This is a genomic window from Pontibacter russatus, assembly GCF_009931655.1.
Classification (GTDB): domain Bacteria; phylum Bacteroidota; class Bacteroidia; order Cytophagales; family Hymenobacteraceae; genus Pontibacter; species Pontibacter russatus.
Map to the genome: position 1 here is coordinate 245605 of NZ_CP047984.1, position 17085 is coordinate 262689.

The following is a 17085-nucleotide window of genomic DNA, read 5'->3' on the forward strand; positions in this document are numbered from 1 at the left end:
GGAAGTTCCTGATTCAGTTATTCAACATTCCCCATTCATACATTCACTCATTCAAAATTATATACGCACGTCCACGCTCTGTTCCTTCAGAAACTGCTTCAGGTCAGGTATTTCCAATTCGCGGAAGTGGAAGAGGCTGGCGGCCAGCGCCGCATCGGCATGCGCCTTTTCAAACACGTCCGCGAAATGCTGCCTGTTGCCTGCCCCGCCGGAGGCTACTACCGGAACAGTAACGGTTCTGGCCACTTCGCCGGTTATATCCAGGGCAAAGCCGCCTTTGGTGCCGTCGTTGTTCATGCTGGTCAGCAATATTTCGCCTGCCCCCAAATCTGTCACGCGCTTAGCCCAGTCTAAGGTGGCGTGTTCGGTTTCGACGGTGCCGGCGCGGGCATATACTTTCCAGCCGGTGGCAGCGGTGTGCTTGGTGTCAACGGCTACGGTGATGCACTGGCTGCCGAAGCGCTTCGCCAGTTCCTCCACCAGTTGCGGGTTCCGGATAGCGGCGGAGTTGACCGAAACCTTGTCGGCCCCGGCCTGCAGCAGCACCTCCACATCGGCCACGGCGCCGATGCCGCCGCCCACCGTGAAGGGGATGTCTATATGGCGGGCTATATCGCGCACGAGTTCGGCGAAAGTCTTGCGCTCTTCGTTGGTGGCGGTTATGTCCAGAAACACAAGTTCGTCCGCCCCCTGCTCTGCGTACCATTTGGCCAGCTCCACCGGGTCACCTGCATCCCGGATGTTCTCGAAGCGCACGCCTTTCACGGTGCGCCCGTTCTTGATGTCGAGGCAGGGAATGATGCGTTTAGTCAGCATATATAAATCGTTCTAAATCCTTTAACTGTATGGTGCCTTCATAGATGGCTTTGCCGATGATGGCTCCCGTCACGCCGATTTCCTGCAGCACTTCCAGGTCCTGGATGGTGGTCACGCCGCCGCTGGCGATTATGCCTGCCTCGGGCAATGTGGTCTGTAACTGCCTGTATGTCTCGATGGAGGGGCCCTGCAGCTTGCCGTCTTTGCTCACGTCGGTGCAGATGAACAGTTTTGCTCCGTGCCGCACGTAGTCATATATAAAATCCTGCAGCGCGTAAGAGCTTTCCTCGGTCCAGGCGCTGATGGCGATGTTGCTGCCCTTAAAATCTGCCCCAACGATAATTTTCACCGGGCCATAGAGTTGTAGCCAGTTTTGCACGGTTTCCGGCTCGCGCACCGCAATGCTTCCTGCCGTTATCTGCGCCGCCCCTGCCTCAAAGGCCTGCCGCACCGCCTCCTCCGACTGCAGGCCGCCGCCGAAGTCAATGGTCAGGTTAGTGTTGGCGGCAATTTTCTCCAGCACCGCCAGGTTCACCGGCTTTTTGGCCCTGGCTCCGTCTAAGTCCACGAGGTGCAGGCGCTGGATGCCATAGGCCTCAAAACGTTTGGCTACCTCCAGGGGGTTGCTGTCGTAGGTGGTTTGCTGGGCGAAGTCGCCTTCGGTGAGGCGCACGCACTGGCCGCCGATCAGGTCTATGGCTGGGATGATCTCCATCATATGGCTAAAAAGTTCTTCAGGATTTGTGAGCCGGCAGGTCCGCTCTTCTCAGGGTGGAACTGCGCGGCATAAAAGTTTTTGTATCGCAAAGCAGCGGAGAATGGCTCCGGATAGGAGGACTGGGCGATGGTGTATTCGCTCAGCGGCACATAGTAGCTGTGCACATAATACACATACTCCTGCTCCTGCAGCCCCTCAAACAAAGGAGATTGAAGGTTCTCCAGCTGGTTCCAGCCCATGTGCGGCACCTTCAAATCCGTCTGAAAGCGCTTTACCTGCAGGGGGATGATGCCCAGCAAATCGGTGTCGCCTTCTTCGGAGTGCTGGCACAGCAACTGCATACCCAGGCAGACGCCAAAAAAAGGCTGCTCCAGCGTGGGGAGCAATTTGTCGAGGTTGCGGGCTTTGAGCTGTGCCATGGCCGACGAGGCCTCGCCCACTCCCGGGAATATAACTTTGTCCGCCGCTTTTATCGTCTCGAAGTCGGCACTCAGCGTGGCCTGCACTCCCAGGCGCTCCAGCGCAAACAGCACCGACTGCACGTTTCCCGCTTTGTAATCAACTATAACTAAATTCATCCCTTTTGATTCAAAATTCAGAATTAGAAATTAGAAATAAATGGTGCTTCAGAACTAATCTTTAAATAAAAAAGCCTGACCCATTTCGGAGTCAGGCGCTTGGATTACATTCTATATAGGCTCAGCAAATCCATAGGCAGACGGCTCCGAAACTGTTGCTTCGTGCGTGATGCGGATGCAGATGGGTTGTTTTTTGTGCCACAGGTACAAATATAAAACATGCGGGGTACTTTATATCAAGAAACAGCAATTATTTACAGCAGCGTGCCCGTCAGCAGGGCGGCGGCAATGGAAAAATAGATGACCAGGCCCGTTACATCTACCAGCGTCGCTACAAACGGGGCCGACGAAGTGGCGGGGTCCAGCCGCAAGAGGCGCAGCAGGAACGGAATCATGGAACCCGAAAGGGTGCCCCACAGCACAATCCCGATCAGAGAGAAACCAACCGTCAGAGCTATCAGCCAGACAAACTCCCCGTAGTCGTAAAATCCCGCCTGTTGCCACAACACAATGCGCAGGAAACCGACTACACCCAGTATCAGCCCCAGCAGCATGCCCGACAGCACCTCTTTCCGCATCACATACCACCAGTCCCGGATGCCCAGTTCTTTGATGGCCATGGCGCGCACAATAAGCGTGGCCGCCTGAGAGCCGGAGTTGCCGCCGCTGGAGATGATGAGCGGGATAAACAGCGCCAGCACCACCGCCTGCTCAATCTCCGCCTCAAAAAAGCCCATGGCCGAAGCCGTGAGCATCTCGCCCAGAAACAGGATCATGAGCACGCTGGCCCGCTTCCGCACCAGCGTCAGCAGCGGAGTGTCGGTGTAGGAAAGCTCCAGCGCCTCCAGGCCACCGAACTTCTGGATGTCTTCGGTGTCGCGGCGCTCGATCTCATCAAAAATGTCATCGAACGTCACGATGCCCACCAGCACGCCGCTTTCGGACACCACCGGCATCACCGCCCGGTCGTACTTGTCGAACTGCTCAATGGCTTCCTCCCGCGTCATGGTGGTGGTGAGGCTCACGAACTGGTAGTCCATGACCGACTCCACGGTCTGCTCCTCGTCGGCCATCAGCAGCTTGCCTATCCGGATATCGTCTATCAGCTTGTTCTCTTTGTCTACCACGTACACGTGGTTCAGCGTCTCGGCTTTTTTGCCGTAGCGCCGGATGTTGTTCAGGGCCTGCTTAATGGTCCAGCCCTTCTTGGCCTGTATATAGTAAGGCGTCATGATGCGGGCGATGCTCTTCTCGGGGTAGCCAAGCAGGTTCAGGGCGATGCTTTTCTCCTCATCCGACAGCAGGTTAATGGACTCTTTGATGAGCAGGTCCGGGAAATTCTCGAAAATCTCCGTGCGGTCGTCCGGGGCCATGTTCTCCAGCATCTCTGCCGTATCGGCAGAGCCCAGCTTTTTCAGCAGTTCCTCCTGCGTCGTGTAGTTGAAGTAGGTGAACACTTCTGACTTCAACTCGCCCGGCAGCAACAGGAAGCCCAGCACCCGCTCCTTCTCATTCAGCCCCCCCAGTACTTCGGCTATATCGTTGGGGTGTTTGCTGTTGAGGTCGTCGAGGTTTAAATTCGTCCGGAAAGTGTCGAGTGCTTTTGCCATATTTTGCGCTTCCTCATCGGGGTGCTGTAAACCTTCGCTCTTTAACGGTTAAGCTTGCTTCAATTTATATATAGCCGGAGACTGACGTGCGGCTGCGTCAGGCTTTGGCTATATATAAATTCTGAAAGTACTCCTATAATCAATATGCACCCGATTCCTATATATACTTAAAAGCTTTCGCGCAGCGCATAGGTCTGACGCATGCGGCGGATCAGGCGCGCGGACTCCTCGAAGTTCAGGGTCTGCTGCCCGTCCGAGAAGGCTTCCTCCGGCTTCTGGTGCGTTTCATATGTCACACCGTCTGCCCCGGCCATCACGGCTGCTAAAGCCATATCAGCTACATAATCGCGCAGGCCGATACCGTGCGAGGGGTCCACGATCACGGGCAGGTGCGTTTTAGCCTTCAACACCGGCACGGCGTTCAGGTCGAGGATATTGCGGTACGCATTCTCGTAGCCCCGGATACCGCGCTCGCAGAGCATGATGCTTTCGTTGCCGTTCGAGAAGATATACTCCGCCGCCTGCAGCAGTTCCTCCAGCGTGCCCGAGATGCCGCGTTTCAGCAGCACCGGCTTCTGCGCTTCCCCCAGTGCGTCCAGCAAATTAAAATTCTGGCTGTTGCGCGCCCCCACCTGGAACACGTCCACATAGTCCATCATCTCCTCGATCTGCGACACCTGCATCACCTCTGTGATGATTTTGATGCCATTCTCCCGGCAGATGCGGTAGAACATCTGCAGCCCCTCAATGCCCATCCCCCGGAAATCATAAGGTGAGCTACGCGGTTTAAAAACCCCGCCGCGCATAATCCTCACGCTGTTCTGTTTCAGGTGCTCCACCACCAGCTCGATCTGCTTCTCACTCTCAATCGAGCAGGGCCCGGCCATGATGCTGAAGCTGCCCTCCCCCACCGTTACGCCATCGCCTAAATCGATGCGGGTCGGCTCCACGCGCCACTTTCGGGATATGAGTTTATAGTCTTCTGACACCCGGTGTATGTCCGCCACACCGGGCAACTGGCCGATGGTGCGAATGTCAAAGTCTTTCTTGCCGATGCCAACCAGGTAATTCCCCCGTTGTGTTTTCACCTCGCTGGCTTTATAGCCTATATGCTTTACCTGCCGCAGAATATTTTCTTTCAGGTCGGCAGGTATGCCTTGCTGTAGTTGTATGATCATGTCAGTTTTTGATGCGTTGAATGAAATTCGCGATGTTTTGCTCGAGTGTCCCTTCCTGCGCCAAAGCCTTGATGAAGGCACTGCCGATGATGGCGCCCTTCGCGTGGTTGCAGGCCTGCGAAAAGGTGTCACGGTCGTGGATGCCGAAACCGATAATGCCGGGATTGCGGAGCGCCATCTTCCCCACCCGCTGAAAATAATCCGTGTTTACTACGGCATTGCCATTGGTGCTGCCTGTCGTGGAAGCTGACGACACCATATAGACGAAACCGTTGGTGTGGCTGTCTATCTCCCGGATGCGCTGCTCCGGTGTCTGCGGCGTGATCAGGAAGATCTTGCTGAGGTTGGACCGCTCAAAAATCTCCTTGTACTCCCGCACGTAGTCGGCCAGCGGGAGGTCGGGCAGGATGATGCCGTCGATGCCCACTTCACTGGCTTTCTGGCAGAAGCGCTCCACGCCGTACTGCATCACCGGGTTCAGGTAGCCCATCAGCACCAACGGAATCTGGGTTCGCTGGCGTATGTCTTTCAACTGCTCAAACAGCTTCGGGATGGTCATCCCGTTTTTAAGGGCGATGTCGCTGCTCTGCTGGATGGTGGGGCCATCGGCCAAAGGATCGGAAAAGGGCATGCCTACCTCCAGCAGGTCCACGCCGTTCTTCTCCAGTTCCAGGATGATCGGCACGGTATCTTCTAAATTCGGGTAGCCCGCCGTGAAATAAACCGACAGCAGTCCCTGCGGCTTCTGCTCGAAAAGGGTTTTGATTCTGTTATCCATGGAGTTGGAATCGATCTAAGTAAGTTGACAAATCTTTATCGCCGCGGCCGGAGAGGTTCACCACCACCACATCCCCCGGCTTCGCCCCGATTCTATCCAATGCGGCCAGGGCGTGGGCACTCTCAAGCGCCGGAATAATGCCTTCCAGCCTCGTCAGTTCCAGCACGGCCTGCAGCGCCTCTTCATCCGTGATACTCTCAAAAATGGCGCGCTTCGACTGGTGCAGGTGCGCGTGCAGCGGCCCCACTCCGGGATAATCCAGTCCGGCGGAGATGGAGTAAGGCTCCGTCACCTGCCCGTCCTCGGTCTGCATCAACAACGTGCGGCTGCCGTGGATGATGCCTTCCCTGCCCAATACGGACGTAGCCGCCGACTCACCGGAGTCAACGCCCATGCCGGCTGCCTCCACGGCTACCAATTTTACCTCGGGCACGTCGAGGTAATGGTAAAAAGCACCGGCTGCGTTGCTGCCGCCGCCCACACAGGCCACGATATAATCAGGGTTCTCGCTACCGGTTTTCTCCTTCAACTGCCACTTCATCTCCTCGGATATAATCGCCTGGAAACGGGCCACCATATCCGGGTAAGGATGCGGCCCCACCACTGAGCCGATGATATAGTAAGTGTCTTCCGGGTTGTTGATCCAGTCGCGGATGGCTTCGTTGGTAGCGTCTTTCAGTGTGCGGCTGCCGCTAATGGCTGGCACCACCGTCGCTCCCAGCATTTTCATGCGCGCCACGTTCGGGGCCTGGCGCTCTATATCCACCTCCCCCATATAGACGATGCACTCCAGGCCCATCAGGGCGCACACCGTAGCCGTGGCCACGCCATGCTGCCCGGCGCCGGTTTCGGCGATGATGCGGCGCTTGCCCAGGCGTTTCGCCATCAGCACCTGCCCCACCGTGTTGTTGATCTTGTGCGCGCCGGTGTGGTTGAGGTCTTCGCGCTTGAGGTAAATGTTGGTGTCGTGCTTTTCAGACAGGCGCTTGGCAAAATAGAGCGGGGTCGGGCGGCCCACGTAGTCCTTAAGCAATAGTTGCATCTCTTCCTGAAAGGCAGGCTCCTGCATAATGTTCAGGTAATTCTGCCGAAGCTCTTCCACATTCGGATAAAGCATCTCGGGTATATAGGCTCCCCCGAACTGACCGTAGAAGCCGTTCTCATCAACTGCGTATTTCATCTTTTTAGACGTTAGATATAAGACTTATATAACTGTTTGTTCTATTGTTGTGTTATTATTCAAGCAGCAGAATACTGTGCTTTGAAAAATGACAGCTATAAACTCTTCACTCTCAACTTTTAACTCTCAACTTATCAAGCAATTGCTTTAGCTCCTCCACCTTTTTCAGGCCTGGCTCCTGCTCAAAGCCGCTGTTTACATCCACGGCAAAGGGTTTGGGTCTGAGATTTTCAAACTCCGGGCTCTGCAGGTTCTCCAGGGTCAGGCCGCCGCTCAGGAAGTAAGGTTTGTCAGCTATATACCCTTTCAGGATTTCCCAGTCGAAGACGGTGCCATTCCCGCCGTAATTGTTGCCCCGGGTGTCGAACAGGAAGTAGTCGCAGTAGCGCTCGTACAGCAAGGTGTTCTGAAAGGAGAACCCTTCGTCCACTGAGAACGCCTTGATGACTTTGATTCCCGCTTCCTGCAGTTCCTGGCACTGGCGGGGCGTTTCCCTGCCGTGCAACTGCACCAAGTCTAGGTTATATATAGCTGCCTTCTGTTTGATGATGTCTGGCTGCTCGTTTACAAAAACACCAATTTTTTGGATAGATGCCGGGAGCGAAGCCAGTAAGGCAGCCGAAAGGTTGTCTCCTACAAAACGTTTAGACCCGCTGTAGAAAATAAAGCCCATGAAGTCGGGTTGCAGCGCCGCCACCTGCCGGATGTTCTCCGAATCGCGCATGCCGCACACTTTCACCTTCACGCCAGCGCCTCCATCTTCCCCTGCAGCGTCCGCAGTTCTTTAATAAAGGACGCCGCCGCCTGCTCCGGCCGGCTGCTCGTCATAAAACTCTCCCCGATCAGGAAGCCGTTGTAGCCCGCCTCCTGCAACTCCACCAGTGTCTGCGGCTGGCTCAGGCCGCTCTCAGATATCTTTGTGAAGCCAGCCGGTATATGCTTCGCCAGTTCAAACGACAAACCCACGTCTGTTTTAAAGGTTTTGAGGTTGCGGTTGTTCACCCCCACCACCGTCACATTGTCATTCAGGCTGCTTTGCAGTTCCTCCAGGTCATGTACCTCCAGTAATACTTCAAGCCCTAAAGTCCGGGCGAAGGCGGCCAGTTCTTTTAGCCGGGCAGGCTCCAAAGCTGCCGCGATCAGCAGGATCGCATCGGCTCCGATGGACTTCGCTTCCACAATCTGGTATTCATCCACCATAAAATCCTTGCGGAGGATGGGGCAGTAGTTGAACTTCCGGGCGGTCATCAGGTCTTCGCTCCGTCCGCCGAAATAGTTTGTATCCGTGAGGATGGACAAAGCCGAGGCGCCCGCCTGCATATATCCAATCGAGGTCCGCTCCACCGACACGTGCGGGTTGATATCGCCTTTGGAAGGGGATCTGCGCTTGATTTCGGCGATGATACCGCTCTTGTCGGGGCGCAGCAGGTAATGCTCCAGCGACACGCAGGGAGTTCCGAAGTAGAGGCTTTTCTCCAGCAGCTTTACCGGAAATAGCTCTTTCCGCTCCGCTACCTCTTTGTGCTTATGGGCGATGATTTCGTCAAGTATGTTCATGGGTGTTTTTATATAAACCAACATTTTACAGGCAGCCTGCCTATGCCGTTGCAAGTTCTTTGTCCTGTATCAGCCTCTTAAACAAATCATAGGCCTTGCCAGATTCAAGTGTTTCTTTCGCAAGCGCCACGGCCTCCTGCGGGGCAAGTTCCGGTTTGGCAGTCATTAGGGCCATGCCTGCGTTCGCGGCCACCACGGCTCTTTGTGCTTCGGTGCCCTTGGCCTGTATCACCTCCAGGAAAATCCTGGCGGAGGAATCTATATTGCCCCCGCCCTGTATCTGCTCGCGCTGCAGTGTTGGGAGGCCCAGTTTTTCGGCATCATACAAAGCCTCCCGGTTGTCAGAGATAACCTTGAACGGACTTGTCAGCGAGATCTCGTCGTAGCCGTCGAGGGTGTGAATGATGCTGTAGCTGACGTCCGGCTGCTGCTGAAACAGGTAGCCGTACATCCGGGCCAGCTCCAGGCTGAAAACGCCGACCATCTGGCGCTTCGGGAAGGCCGGGTTCACCATCGGGCCCAGCATGTTAAAGAATGTTTTCACGCCCAAATCCCTCCGGATGGGGCCCACGCTCTTCATGGCCGGATGAAACAGCGGCGCATGCAGAAAGCAGATGTTGTATTTGTCGATGCTGCGCTCTAACAGGTCTGTGTCGGTGGTGAATTTGATGCCTAATGCCTCCAGCACGTTAGACGAGCCGCAGGACGAAGACACGCCGTAGTTGCCGTGCTTGGCCACATGCACCCCGGCGGCGGCCACCACAAAGGAAGACAGCGTGCTAATGTTGAAGGTATCCTTGCCGTCGCCACCCGTTCCGCAAAGGTCTATCGGGTCGTACGCATCCAGGTCCACGCGGTGGCAGAGTTCCAGGAGGGCGTTGCGGAAGCCTTCCAGTTCCTCCACCGTAATGGAGCGCATCATATACACCGTCAGGAAACTCGAAATCTGGCTCTGGTTGTATTTGCCCGCCGTCACGTTGGCCAGCACTTCCCGCGCCTGCTCCCGGGTAAGCGTCTTATGCTCGAATAAGTGATTCAGTATCTCTTTCATTTTTGTATTTGCGTATCACGTAGCACGACACATGTAGCACGACACATGTAGCACGACTATTAACTCTCAACTTTTAACTATCTAACCAGTTCTTGATCATCTGCCTGCCGTGCTCCGTCAGCACCGACTCGGGGTGGAACTGCACGCCGCGCACATCGTGCTCTTTGTGGCGCAGCGCCATGATATGGCCCGTCTCGTCCACCGCCGTTGGCAGCAGGCACTCCGGCAGGTCCTGCCCCACCAGCCATGAGTGGTAGCGGCCTGTCCCGAACTGCTGCGGGATGTTCCGGAAAAGCGGCTCGTCCTCGCTTACCACACGCACCGGCGTCGCCACGCCATGCCATACCTCGCTGCTGTTGAACAGCCTGCCGCCATATACCTCCCCGATGGCCTGATGCCCAAGGCACACGCCAAACAGGCTCCTGTTGGCACCGTAGGTCCGGATGATGTCTTTCAGGATGCCCGCCTCTTCCGGAATGCCGGGGCCAGGCGAGAGCATGATTTTCTGAAACTCACCAACCTCTTCGAGCGTGATTTTATCGTTCCGGCGCACGGTTACCGTGGCGCCCAGTTCCTGGAGCAGGTGTACCAGGTTGTAGGTGAACGAATCGTAGTTATCGATGACAAGGACTTCCATATCAGTTAATTTCTTGGGCTATTTGAAGGGCGCGGCGCAGCGCCATCAGTTTGTTGTCTACCTCCTGCAACTCGCTCTCCGGATTGGAGGCGGCCACAATGCCTGCACCGGCCTGGTAAAATAGTTTGTAGTCTTTGCTCAGGAACGAGCGGATCATGATGGCGCTGTTGAAGTTGCCGTTGAAGTCGAGGAAACCGATGCAGCCGCCGTAGAAAGCACGATTGGTGGTTTCGTAGCGGTCGATGAGTTGCATGGCCATATGCTTTGGAGCCCCGGACAAAGTGCCCGCCGGGAAGGTGCTGGCTACCATTTTCAGCGAGTCCTCCTGCTGGTGCAACTGCCCCGACACCTTCGACACGAGGTGAATGACGTGCGAGTAAAACTGAATTTCGCGGAAGGTCTCCACCTCTACGCTGTGCCCATTCCGGCTCAGGTCATTCCGGGCCAAGTCCACCAGCATCACGTGCTCGGCGTTCTCTTTCGGGTCGGCCAGCAGCTTCTCGGCGAGGGCGGCGTCGGCGGCATCGTCACCGGTCCTTCGGAATGTGCCTGCAATCGGGAAAATACTCGCTTTCTTGTCTTTAATCACCAGCTGCGCCTCCGGCGAGGAGCCGAAGATTTTGAAGCTGCCATAATCGAAGTAAAACAGGTATGGCGACGGGTTGACCGAACGCAGCGCGCGGTACACATTGAACTCGTCACCCTGAAAAGCCTGGGCGAAACGCCGCGAGAGCACCAACTGGAATACATCACCCCGGAAACAATGCTGCTTTGCCTTCTCAATATTTTTCAGAAACTCGTTGCCGCTGATGTTGTGCTCTTCGTCCCCCACAGGCCTGAAGGTATAGCTCGGGATATTGCGGCTGTTCAGCAGCGCCTCCAGTTGGCTGATGCCGTCTTCAATGCCGTCCGTGTAGCTGTGCGCAAAGATAAAGGCCTCGTTGGTGAAGTGGTTGATGGCGATGATGTGCCGGTACACCGCGTAGTACAAATCAGGAATCTGCTGGCGGTCCGGGCGGAGGGTTAGCTGTATATCCTCGAAATAACGCACCGCATCGTAGTTCATATAGCCGAACAGGCCGTTGTGGATGAAATTGAAGTTGTTGTGCTCGGCAATATCGAAGCTGCCTGCGAAGGCGGCCAAGTGCGCCGGCACATTTATATCTGCCGTTATGTCGGTGTGGCGCAGGGTCCCGTCGGGAAAAATTTCCGTCAGCACCTCGTTTTCTGCCTTGATGCTGGCTATGGGGCTGCAGCATATATAAGAGAAGCTGTTCTCGGCGCCGTGGTAGTCAGAACTTTCCAGGAGGATGCTGTTGGGGAAGCGGTCGCGCAGCTTCAGGTACACGCTCACGGGGGTAAGGGTGTCGGCCAGAAGGCGTTTGTAGGTAGTATTGATTTTGTACTTTTCCATCGTTTTATATCAGGGTGATAAACAAAAAGCCCGCTATTCAGGTGAACAGCGGGCTTAAATCTTTTTATCGTGTGCTATCGAAGGCCTTCCGGACTATATAGCAGGGCTGTTCACGCTCGGTTCTGAAACGTGCCACCACCATGCCATATGAATATTCTGAATCACTTTATCTCTCTCTTGTTTTGTTTTCTCTTTCGCAAATCTATTCTCTAATCTTAGAATTCCCAAATTTTATTTAAAATTTTTTATTTGACGCCTGCCGCCACAGGAGCAGCCTGTTTTTGGTGCTGTATTACCAGTTCTTTTGCCGCCGTCCCGCAGGTATTCCGAATGAGGTTATCATAGAACACGATGCACCTGCCAAACACCTCCACCGACAGGCGCTCGTTCACGTTATGCACCAGCTTGGCGCTCTGCCGGTCCACCACCTGCGGCGCAAAGCGGTATATGTTACTGGTTAAATGGCTGTAGTGCTTTGCGTCGGTGCTCCCCGGGAAAAGTGCCGGGGCAACAAGCGTTACCTCCGGGAATGTCTGCCTGATGGTTTGAGATAAGGCTTTGTATGTCCAGGTGTCTGTAGATGTTACCGGAGAGGGAGGTATGTACAAGCCGCTTACCTCCACCTCCACCCGTTCGTCAGCAATGGCCTCCCGCACATGCGCCAGCACGGTCTCCCGGTTCTCGCCGCTCAGGATGCGAACATTGACGACAGCCGTGGCCAGGCGCGGCATCACATTGTCCTTCTCGCCTGCAGCCAGTATGGTGGGTGCCATTTGGGTGCGGATAAGCGCATCGGTGGCGCGGTCTTTCGCCAGCATCTTCAGCACACGGCCCTTCAACAGGCCATAGTGCCGCATCGCGAATCGGTACCTGCCGCCCATTTTAGCTGACAGCAGTTCCAGCGTCTCTATGGTGGTGGGTGTCATGTGGGGGGCGAAGGGGTGGTCGTGCAGGCGGCTGATGGCGACGCTCAGTATATAAATCGGCGAGTCTCTCTTCGGGACGGAGGAATGGCCGCCCTCGCCCTTCACCGTCAGTTGCAGGTTCAGGTTGCCCTTTGCCGCGGTTCCCACAAAAGCGACAGGCTCCGTTACGCCCGGCACAATATTGTCGGCCACCGCCAGCCCTTCGTCAAAAACCGCCTCCAATTGTACCCCCTGCGCCTGCAGGAAAGCGCCTATCTCCCCTGCTCCAAATTCTCCCCCTGTCTCCTCGTCGTGCCCGAAAGCAAGGTACAGGGTGCGCTCCGGCTGGTATCCCTCCCGCACCAGTTGCTCTACCGCTTCCAGAATGGCCACTACCCGGTACTTGTCGTCCATGGTGCCGCGCCCCCATATATAACCATCTTCCACGGCTCCCGCAAACGGCTGATGCTCCCACTGGTCTTTTGTGGCTTCCTCCACGGGCACCACGTCCAGGTGCGCGCTCAGCAGGATGGGCTTCAACGCTTGGTTTTTGCCGGGCCAGGTATAGAGCAGGCTGTACCGGTTGATAACCTTCCGCTGCAGCCGGTCGTGCAGGGCGGGGAATGACTTCTGCAAATAACGGTGCAGGGCGATGAAGGCGGCGGCATTGGTTTCGCCCGGGGTCGCGGAAGAGACTGTGTGGAACGCAATGGCCCCGGCGAGTTTCTGAACGGCCCTGGTCGGGGCAGCCGTGGCGGTTGTGTCGGAGAACGCGGCCGCCTGACCGGACAGGAAGAACTGCACCGGAAACAGACAAAAAAAGACTCTATAATAAAGCTTCATATATACCTGTCTCAGCTGTTTGAAAATTGATATCGCTGTAAGTGCGAAGCAGGAGGAAAAAGTAGCCGGAGCATATCTGCTTTTAACAGGCTGTCTGGCTTATACTTACAGTACGGACATATTCCCCTGCAGTTCTGATGGATGGTCACACTGCTGATTACTGCTGAGAAATATATAGTTAGCGTCGACACAGCAGAAGGCACACGCTTCAGACATAATGCTATATACCTATGTTATTTAAACAAAAGAGGGATAGCCGACGCTATCCCTCTTTTGTTACTGACGGGCAATCTTCTTTTATAGAATGCCTTTGGTGCTGGGGATGGAGTTGTCCTGGAGGTCGCGCTGCACCGCCATCCGGACAGCCCGCGCGAAGGCCTTGAAAATTGCTTCTATCTTGTGGTGCTCGTTCTGCCCTTTCACCTGCACGTTCAGGTTGGCTTTGGAGGTGTCGCTGAAGGATTTGAAGAAGTGGAAAAACATCTCTGTGGGCATGTCCCCTACTTTCTCCCGCCTGAACTCCCCTTCCCACACCGTCCAGGGCCTGCCGCTGAAGTCGATGGCCACCTGGGCCAGCACGTCGTCCATGGGCAGCAGGAAAAAGCCGTAGCGGCTGATGCCGCGCTTGTCGCCCAGCGCCTGCAGAAACGCCTCACCTAGGGCCAGCCCTGTGTCCTCGATGGTATGGTGCTCGTCAATATGCAGGTCCCCTTTCACCTGGATATATAAATCTACCCTCGCGTGTTTGGCCACCTGCTCCAGCATATGGTCAAAAAATCCGAGCCCGGTGTGGATGTCCATCTTGCCGGTGCCGTCGAGGTTGAGCTCAATGCTTATATCTGTTTCGGAGGTGCTGCGCCGCACGCTGGCTGTGCGGCCATTGGTTTGGGTGAGAAACGTGTAAATGTCATCCCAGTTATCCGTGCTCAAGGCCGCGCCTTCTGCGGCGGTGTCGCCTATATAGATGGCTTTGGCTCCTAAATTCTGCGCCAGTTTCACGTCTGTCAGGCGGTCTCCAATCACGTAGCTGTTGGCCAGATCATACTCCCCCGCAAGATAGCGCTTCATCAGGCCGATGCCGGGCTTGCGCGTCTCCAGCCCCTCGTGCTCAAAGCTGCGGTCAATCAGGATTTCATCAAACCGGATCCCCTCGCTCTCCAGTATCTCCAGCATCTTGTTCTGGTAAGGCCAGAAAGTGTCCTCCGGGTAAGAGTCGGTGCCGAGGCCGTCCTGGTTCGTCACCATCACAAACTCGTAGTCCAGCTCCCGGAAGATGCGGGCCATGTTGCTGATGGATTTTGGGATAAAGGCAAACTTTTCAAAGGAGTCCACCTGGAAATCCGTCTTCGGCTCTACCAATATGGTGCCGTCACGGTCAATAAATAAGGCTTTTTTCATGTTAGCTTTCGATAATCGTATCACGTATCACGACACACGTATATATAGCATTACGTATATATAAGTGTCGTGCTACGTGCTACGTGATTCGTTAAAACGCGGCAATAGCCTGCAGCAGCCGCTGGTTCTCTTCCAGGGTTCCGACAGTAATGCGCAGGCATCCTTCACAACCTGGCAGGCTGGAGCGGTTGCGCACCACGATGCCTTTGTCCAGCAGGTAGGTATATAGCCCGTTCGCGTCCCGCACCTGCACCAGTATAAAGTTGGCGTCCGAGGGAAATACTTTCTCAACAGCGGGCAAATCCGGCAGCGCCTGCATCAGCAGCGCGCGTTCCTGCACAATTTCCTCCACCATGTCCTTCAGCGCCTCGGTCTGCGTCAGCGCCTTCAGGGCGAGCTCCTGCGTTGCTTCGTTTATATTGTAAGGGGGCTTTATCTTGTCCAGCACCGCGATGAGCTCCGCAGAGGCAAACGCCAGGCCGAGGCGCAGGCCAGCCATGCCCCATGCCTTAGAGAAAGTCTGCAGCACGACAAGGTTCGGGAACTCCGCCAGGCGCGTGGTCCAGCTCGGGCTGTCGCTGAAGTCGATATAGGCCTCGTCCAGCACTACCAGCCCGTTGAAGTTCCGGAGCACCTGCTCAATGCTTTCGGGTGCAATTGCATTGCCGGTCGGGTTGTTGGGGGTGCAGATGAAGATGATTCTGGTGTTTGGCTTCACTTGCGCCAGCAGTTCCTGCACCGGCAACTGAAAATCAGGCGTCAGCTGCACGGCCTCCAGCGCCACATCATTCAGGTTTGCCGACACTTCGTACATGCCGTAGGTGGGCGGCAGGTGCAGCATCGCATCCTGACCCGGGCGGCACACCATCCGGAACAGCAGGTCGATGGCTTCGTCGCTGCCGTTGCCCAGGAAAATCTGCCCGGGCTGCACACCTTTTATTTCAGCGATGCGCGCCTTCAGCTGCTTCTGGTGCGGGTCCGGGTAGCGGTTGTAGTTGCCGCCGGCCAGGCTGCCGAGGTTATTCTCGTTGGCATCCAGAAACACGCTGGCGCTGCCCTTAAACTCGTCGCGGGCCGAAGAATAGGCTTTCATCTTCAGCACGTTGGGTCTGATGATATCGTTCAGGTTAAACACGGTTCACCTCTTTAAGTCGTATTGTTACTGCATTTTTGTGCGCCTCCAGCCCCTCGGCGGCGGCCATGGTTTCGATGGTGCCGCCAATATTTTGCAAGCCCTCCGGCGTGATGTGCTGGAACGTGATTTTTTTCACGAAGCTGTCCAACGACACGCCGCTATAGGCCCGGGCATAGCCGTTGGTGGGTAGGGTGTGGTTGGTGCCGGAGGCATAGTCGCCGGCAGCCTCGGGGCTGTAGTTGCCCAGGAACACGGAGCCCGCGTTCACGATGCTTTCCAGCGCCTCCTCGAAGTTCAGGATAGAGAGAATCAGGTGCTCCGGCGCGTACAGGTTCGAGAAGTCCAGCATCTCCGCCACGCTGTCGAACACCAGGCCCAGGCTATTGCCCAGGGCCTGTGAGGCAAACGCCTCGCGCGGCAGCACCGCCAGTTGCGCCTCCAGTTCCGCCTCTACCCTGTCCAGAAAATCCTCAGAATTCGTAAGCAGCACCACCTGCGAATCGGGTCCGTGCTCCGCCTGCGACAACAAGTCAGCCGCCACAAAAGCCGGATTGGCCGAATCATCCGCTATCACCAGCACCTCCGACGGACCAGCGGGCAAATCAATGGCCACCCCGCCTTTGCCCACCAGTTGCTTGGCCACCGTCACATACTGGTTTCCGGGGCCGAATATCTTATATACTGCCGGCACTCTCTCCGTGCCGAAGGCCATGGCCGCGATGGCCTGCGCGCCGCCGGCTTTCACTACGCGCGTGACGCCTAGCAGGGAGGCTATATATAAAATAGCGGGATGCACCGAGCCGTCCTTGGAAGGCGGCGTGCAGAGCACCAGTTCGCGGCAACCGGCAATGCGGGCTGGCACGCCCAGCATCAGCAGCGTGGAGAACAGCGGCGCCGTACCGCCCGGTATATATAACCCCACCTTTTCGATGGCCACGCTCTTGCGCCAACAGGTTATGCCCGCCATTGTCTCCACCTGCTGCACCTGCTCCGCCTGCTGTGTGTGGTGAAACACCTGGATGTTGCTGTATGCCTGCAGAATCGCCTCTTTCAGCTCCACCGGCAGCTTTGCCTCGGCCTCCTCTATTTCCTTCTGGCTCACCAGCAGGCTTTCCAGTCTCACGCCGTCAAATTTTTCGGCCAGTTCCAGCAGGGCCGCGTCACCGCGTTCCTGCACCTGCCTGAATGTTTCCTGAATGCCAGGCTCCAGTTCCTCCAGGTTTTTGGTGGGCCGCTTTACCAGCTCCGGCCACTGCTCCGGCGAAGGGTTTATCAGTTTGCGCATGG

General features: G+C 56.0%; 16 protein-coding genes. All 16 read right to left on the minus strand.

What is annotated here, in order from left to right:
• Positions 1-57: 57 nt before the first annotated feature.
• On the minus strand, positions 58-816 hold the full coding sequence (gene hisF, locus GSQ62_RS01075) for an imidazole glycerol phosphate synthase subunit HisF (RefSeq protein WP_161887789.1): 759 nt from the start codon (positions 814-816) through the stop codon (positions 58-60).
• Positions 806-1534, minus strand: coding sequence for a 1-(5-phosphoribosyl)-5-[(5-phosphoribosylamino)methylideneamino]imidazole-4-carboxamide isomerase (gene hisA, locus GSQ62_RS01080; RefSeq protein ID WP_161887790.1), 729 nt, complete (start codon positions 1532-1534; stop codon positions 806-808). The genes hisF and hisA overlap by 11 nt, the downstream gene beginning before the upstream one ends.
• The gene (gene hisH, locus GSQ62_RS01085; protein ID WP_161887791.1) at positions 1531-2112 is read right to left on the minus strand and encodes an imidazole glycerol phosphate synthase subunit HisH; all 582 of its coding nucleotides are present in this window, start codon (positions 2110-2112) and stop codon (positions 1531-1533) included. Before hisH ends, hisA begins: the two co-directional genes overlap by 4 nt.
• Positions 2113-2366: 254 nt before the next feature.
• The gene (gene mgtE, locus GSQ62_RS01090) at positions 2367-3722 is read right to left on the minus strand and encodes a magnesium transporter (protein ID WP_161887792.1); all 1356 of its coding nucleotides are present in this window, start codon (positions 3720-3722) and stop codon (positions 2367-2369) included.
• Between the two features lie 167 nt (positions 3723-3889).
• Positions 3890-4900, minus strand: coding sequence for a bifunctional 3-deoxy-7-phosphoheptulonate synthase/chorismate mutase (locus GSQ62_RS01095; RefSeq protein ID WP_161887793.1), 1011 nt, complete (start codon positions 4898-4900; stop codon positions 3890-3892).
• Position 4901: 1 nt separating this feature from the next.
• Positions 4902-5678, minus strand: coding sequence for a tryptophan synthase subunit alpha (gene trpA / locus GSQ62_RS01100; RefSeq protein ID WP_161887794.1), 777 nt, complete (start codon positions 5676-5678; stop codon positions 4902-4904).
• Positions 5671-6858, minus strand: a complete 1188-nt coding sequence (trpB, locus tag GSQ62_RS01105; RefSeq protein WP_161887795.1) for a tryptophan synthase subunit beta — start codon at positions 6856-6858, stop codon at positions 5671-5673. Before trpB ends, trpA begins: the two co-directional genes overlap by 8 nt.
• A 112-nt stretch (positions 6859-6970) precedes the next feature.
• Positions 6971-7603, minus strand: a complete 633-nt coding sequence (locus GSQ62_RS01110; protein ID WP_161887796.1) for a phosphoribosylanthranilate isomerase — start codon at positions 7601-7603, stop codon at positions 6971-6973.
• Entirely contained in the window at positions 7600-8415 is an 816-nt protein-coding gene (gene trpC, locus GSQ62_RS01115) for an indole-3-glycerol phosphate synthase TrpC (protein ID WP_161887797.1), read from the minus strand. The genes GSQ62_RS01110 and trpC overlap by 4 nt, the downstream gene beginning before the upstream one ends.
• 40 nt (positions 8416-8455) lie before the next feature.
• Positions 8456-9466, minus strand: a complete 1011-nt coding sequence (trpD, locus tag GSQ62_RS01120) for an anthranilate phosphoribosyltransferase (protein WP_161887798.1) — start codon at positions 9464-9466, stop codon at positions 8456-8458.
• Between the two features lie 73 nt (positions 9467-9539).
• Positions 9540-10103, minus strand: a complete 564-nt coding sequence (locus GSQ62_RS01125; RefSeq protein ID WP_161887799.1) for an anthranilate synthase component II — start codon at positions 10101-10103, stop codon at positions 9540-9542.
• Between the two features lies 1 nt (position 10104).
• A complete protein-coding gene (locus tag GSQ62_RS01130; RefSeq protein ID WP_161887800.1) occupies positions 10105-11517 on the minus strand; it encodes an anthranilate synthase component I family protein in 1413 nt (470 codons plus the stop codon).
• Between the two features lie 245 nt (positions 11518-11762).
• Entirely contained in the window at positions 11763-13265 is a 1503-nt protein-coding gene (locus GSQ62_RS01135) for a M20/M25/M40 family metallo-hydrolase (RefSeq protein WP_161887801.1), read from the minus strand.
• A 297-nt stretch (positions 13266-13562) separates the two neighbouring features.
• Positions 13563-14663 carry a bifunctional histidinol-phosphatase/imidazoleglycerol-phosphate dehydratase HisB gene (gene hisB, locus GSQ62_RS01140; RefSeq protein WP_161887802.1) on the minus strand — a complete coding sequence of 367 codons (1101 nt, stop codon included), beginning with the start codon at positions 14661-14663 and terminating at the stop codon, positions 13563-13565.
• Between the two features lie 91 nt (positions 14664-14754).
• Complete coding sequence (gene hisC, locus GSQ62_RS01145; RefSeq protein ID WP_161887803.1) at positions 14755-15798, minus strand: histidinol-phosphate transaminase; 1044 nt, start codon at positions 15796-15798, stop codon at positions 14755-14757.
• Positions 15791-17083, minus strand: coding sequence for a histidinol dehydrogenase (gene hisD / locus GSQ62_RS01150; protein WP_161887804.1), 1293 nt, complete (start codon positions 17081-17083; stop codon positions 15791-15793). The genes hisC and hisD overlap by 8 nt, the downstream gene beginning before the upstream one ends.
• Positions 17084-17085 lie beyond the last annotated feature (2 nt).

What these genes read in the sequence shown, in the direction of transcription:
- hisF (WP_161887789.1), bottom strand. Translation starts at nt 816, where the DNA reads ATGCTGACTAAACGCATCATTCCCTGCCTCGACATCAAGAACGGGCGC.
- hisA (WP_161887790.1), bottom strand. Translation starts at nt 1,534, where the DNA reads ATGATGGAGATCATCCCAGCCATAGACCTGATCGGCGGCCAGTGCGTG.
- hisH (WP_161887791.1), bottom strand. Translation starts at nt 2,112, where the DNA reads ATGAATTTAGTTATAGTTGATTACAAAGCGGGAAACGTGCAGTCGGTG.
- mgtE (WP_161887792.1), bottom strand. Translation starts at nt 3,722, where the DNA reads ATGGCAAAAGCACTCGACACTTTCCGGACGAATTTAAACCTCGACGAC.
- GSQ62_RS01095 (WP_161887793.1), bottom strand. Translation starts at nt 4,900, where the DNA reads ATGATCATACAACTACAGCAAGGCATACCTGCCGACCTGAAAGAAAAT.
- trpA (WP_161887794.1), bottom strand. Translation starts at nt 5,678, where the DNA reads ATGGATAACAGAATCAAAACCCTTTTCGAGCAGAAGCCGCAGGGACTG.
- trpB (WP_161887795.1), bottom strand. Translation starts at nt 6,858, where the DNA reads ATGAAATACGCAGTTGATGAGAACGGCTTCTACGGTCAGTTCGGGGGA.
- trpC (WP_161887797.1), bottom strand. Translation starts at nt 8,415, where the DNA reads ATGAACATACTTGACGAAATCATCGCCCATAAGCACAAAGAGGTAGCG.
- trpD (WP_161887798.1), bottom strand. Translation starts at nt 9,466, where the DNA reads ATGAAAGAGATACTGAATCACTTATTCGAGCATAAGACGCTTACCCGG.
- GSQ62_RS01125 (WP_161887799.1), bottom strand. Translation starts at nt 10,103, where the DNA reads ATGGAAGTCCTTGTCATCGATAACTACGATTCGTTCACCTACAACCTG.
- GSQ62_RS01130 (WP_161887800.1), bottom strand. Translation starts at nt 11,517, where the DNA reads ATGGAAAAGTACAAAATCAATACTACCTACAAACGCCTTCTGGCCGAC.
- GSQ62_RS01135 (WP_161887801.1), bottom strand. Translation starts at nt 13,265, where the DNA reads ATGAAGCTTTATTATAGAGTCTTTTTTTGTCTGTTTCCGGTGCAGTTC.
- hisB (WP_161887802.1), bottom strand. Translation starts at nt 14,663, where the DNA reads ATGAAAAAAGCCTTATTTATTGACCGTGACGGCACCATATTGGTAGAG.
- hisD (WP_161887804.1), bottom strand. Translation starts at nt 17,083, where the DNA reads ATGCGCAAACTGATAAACCCTTCGCCGGAGCAGTGGCCGGAGCTGGTA.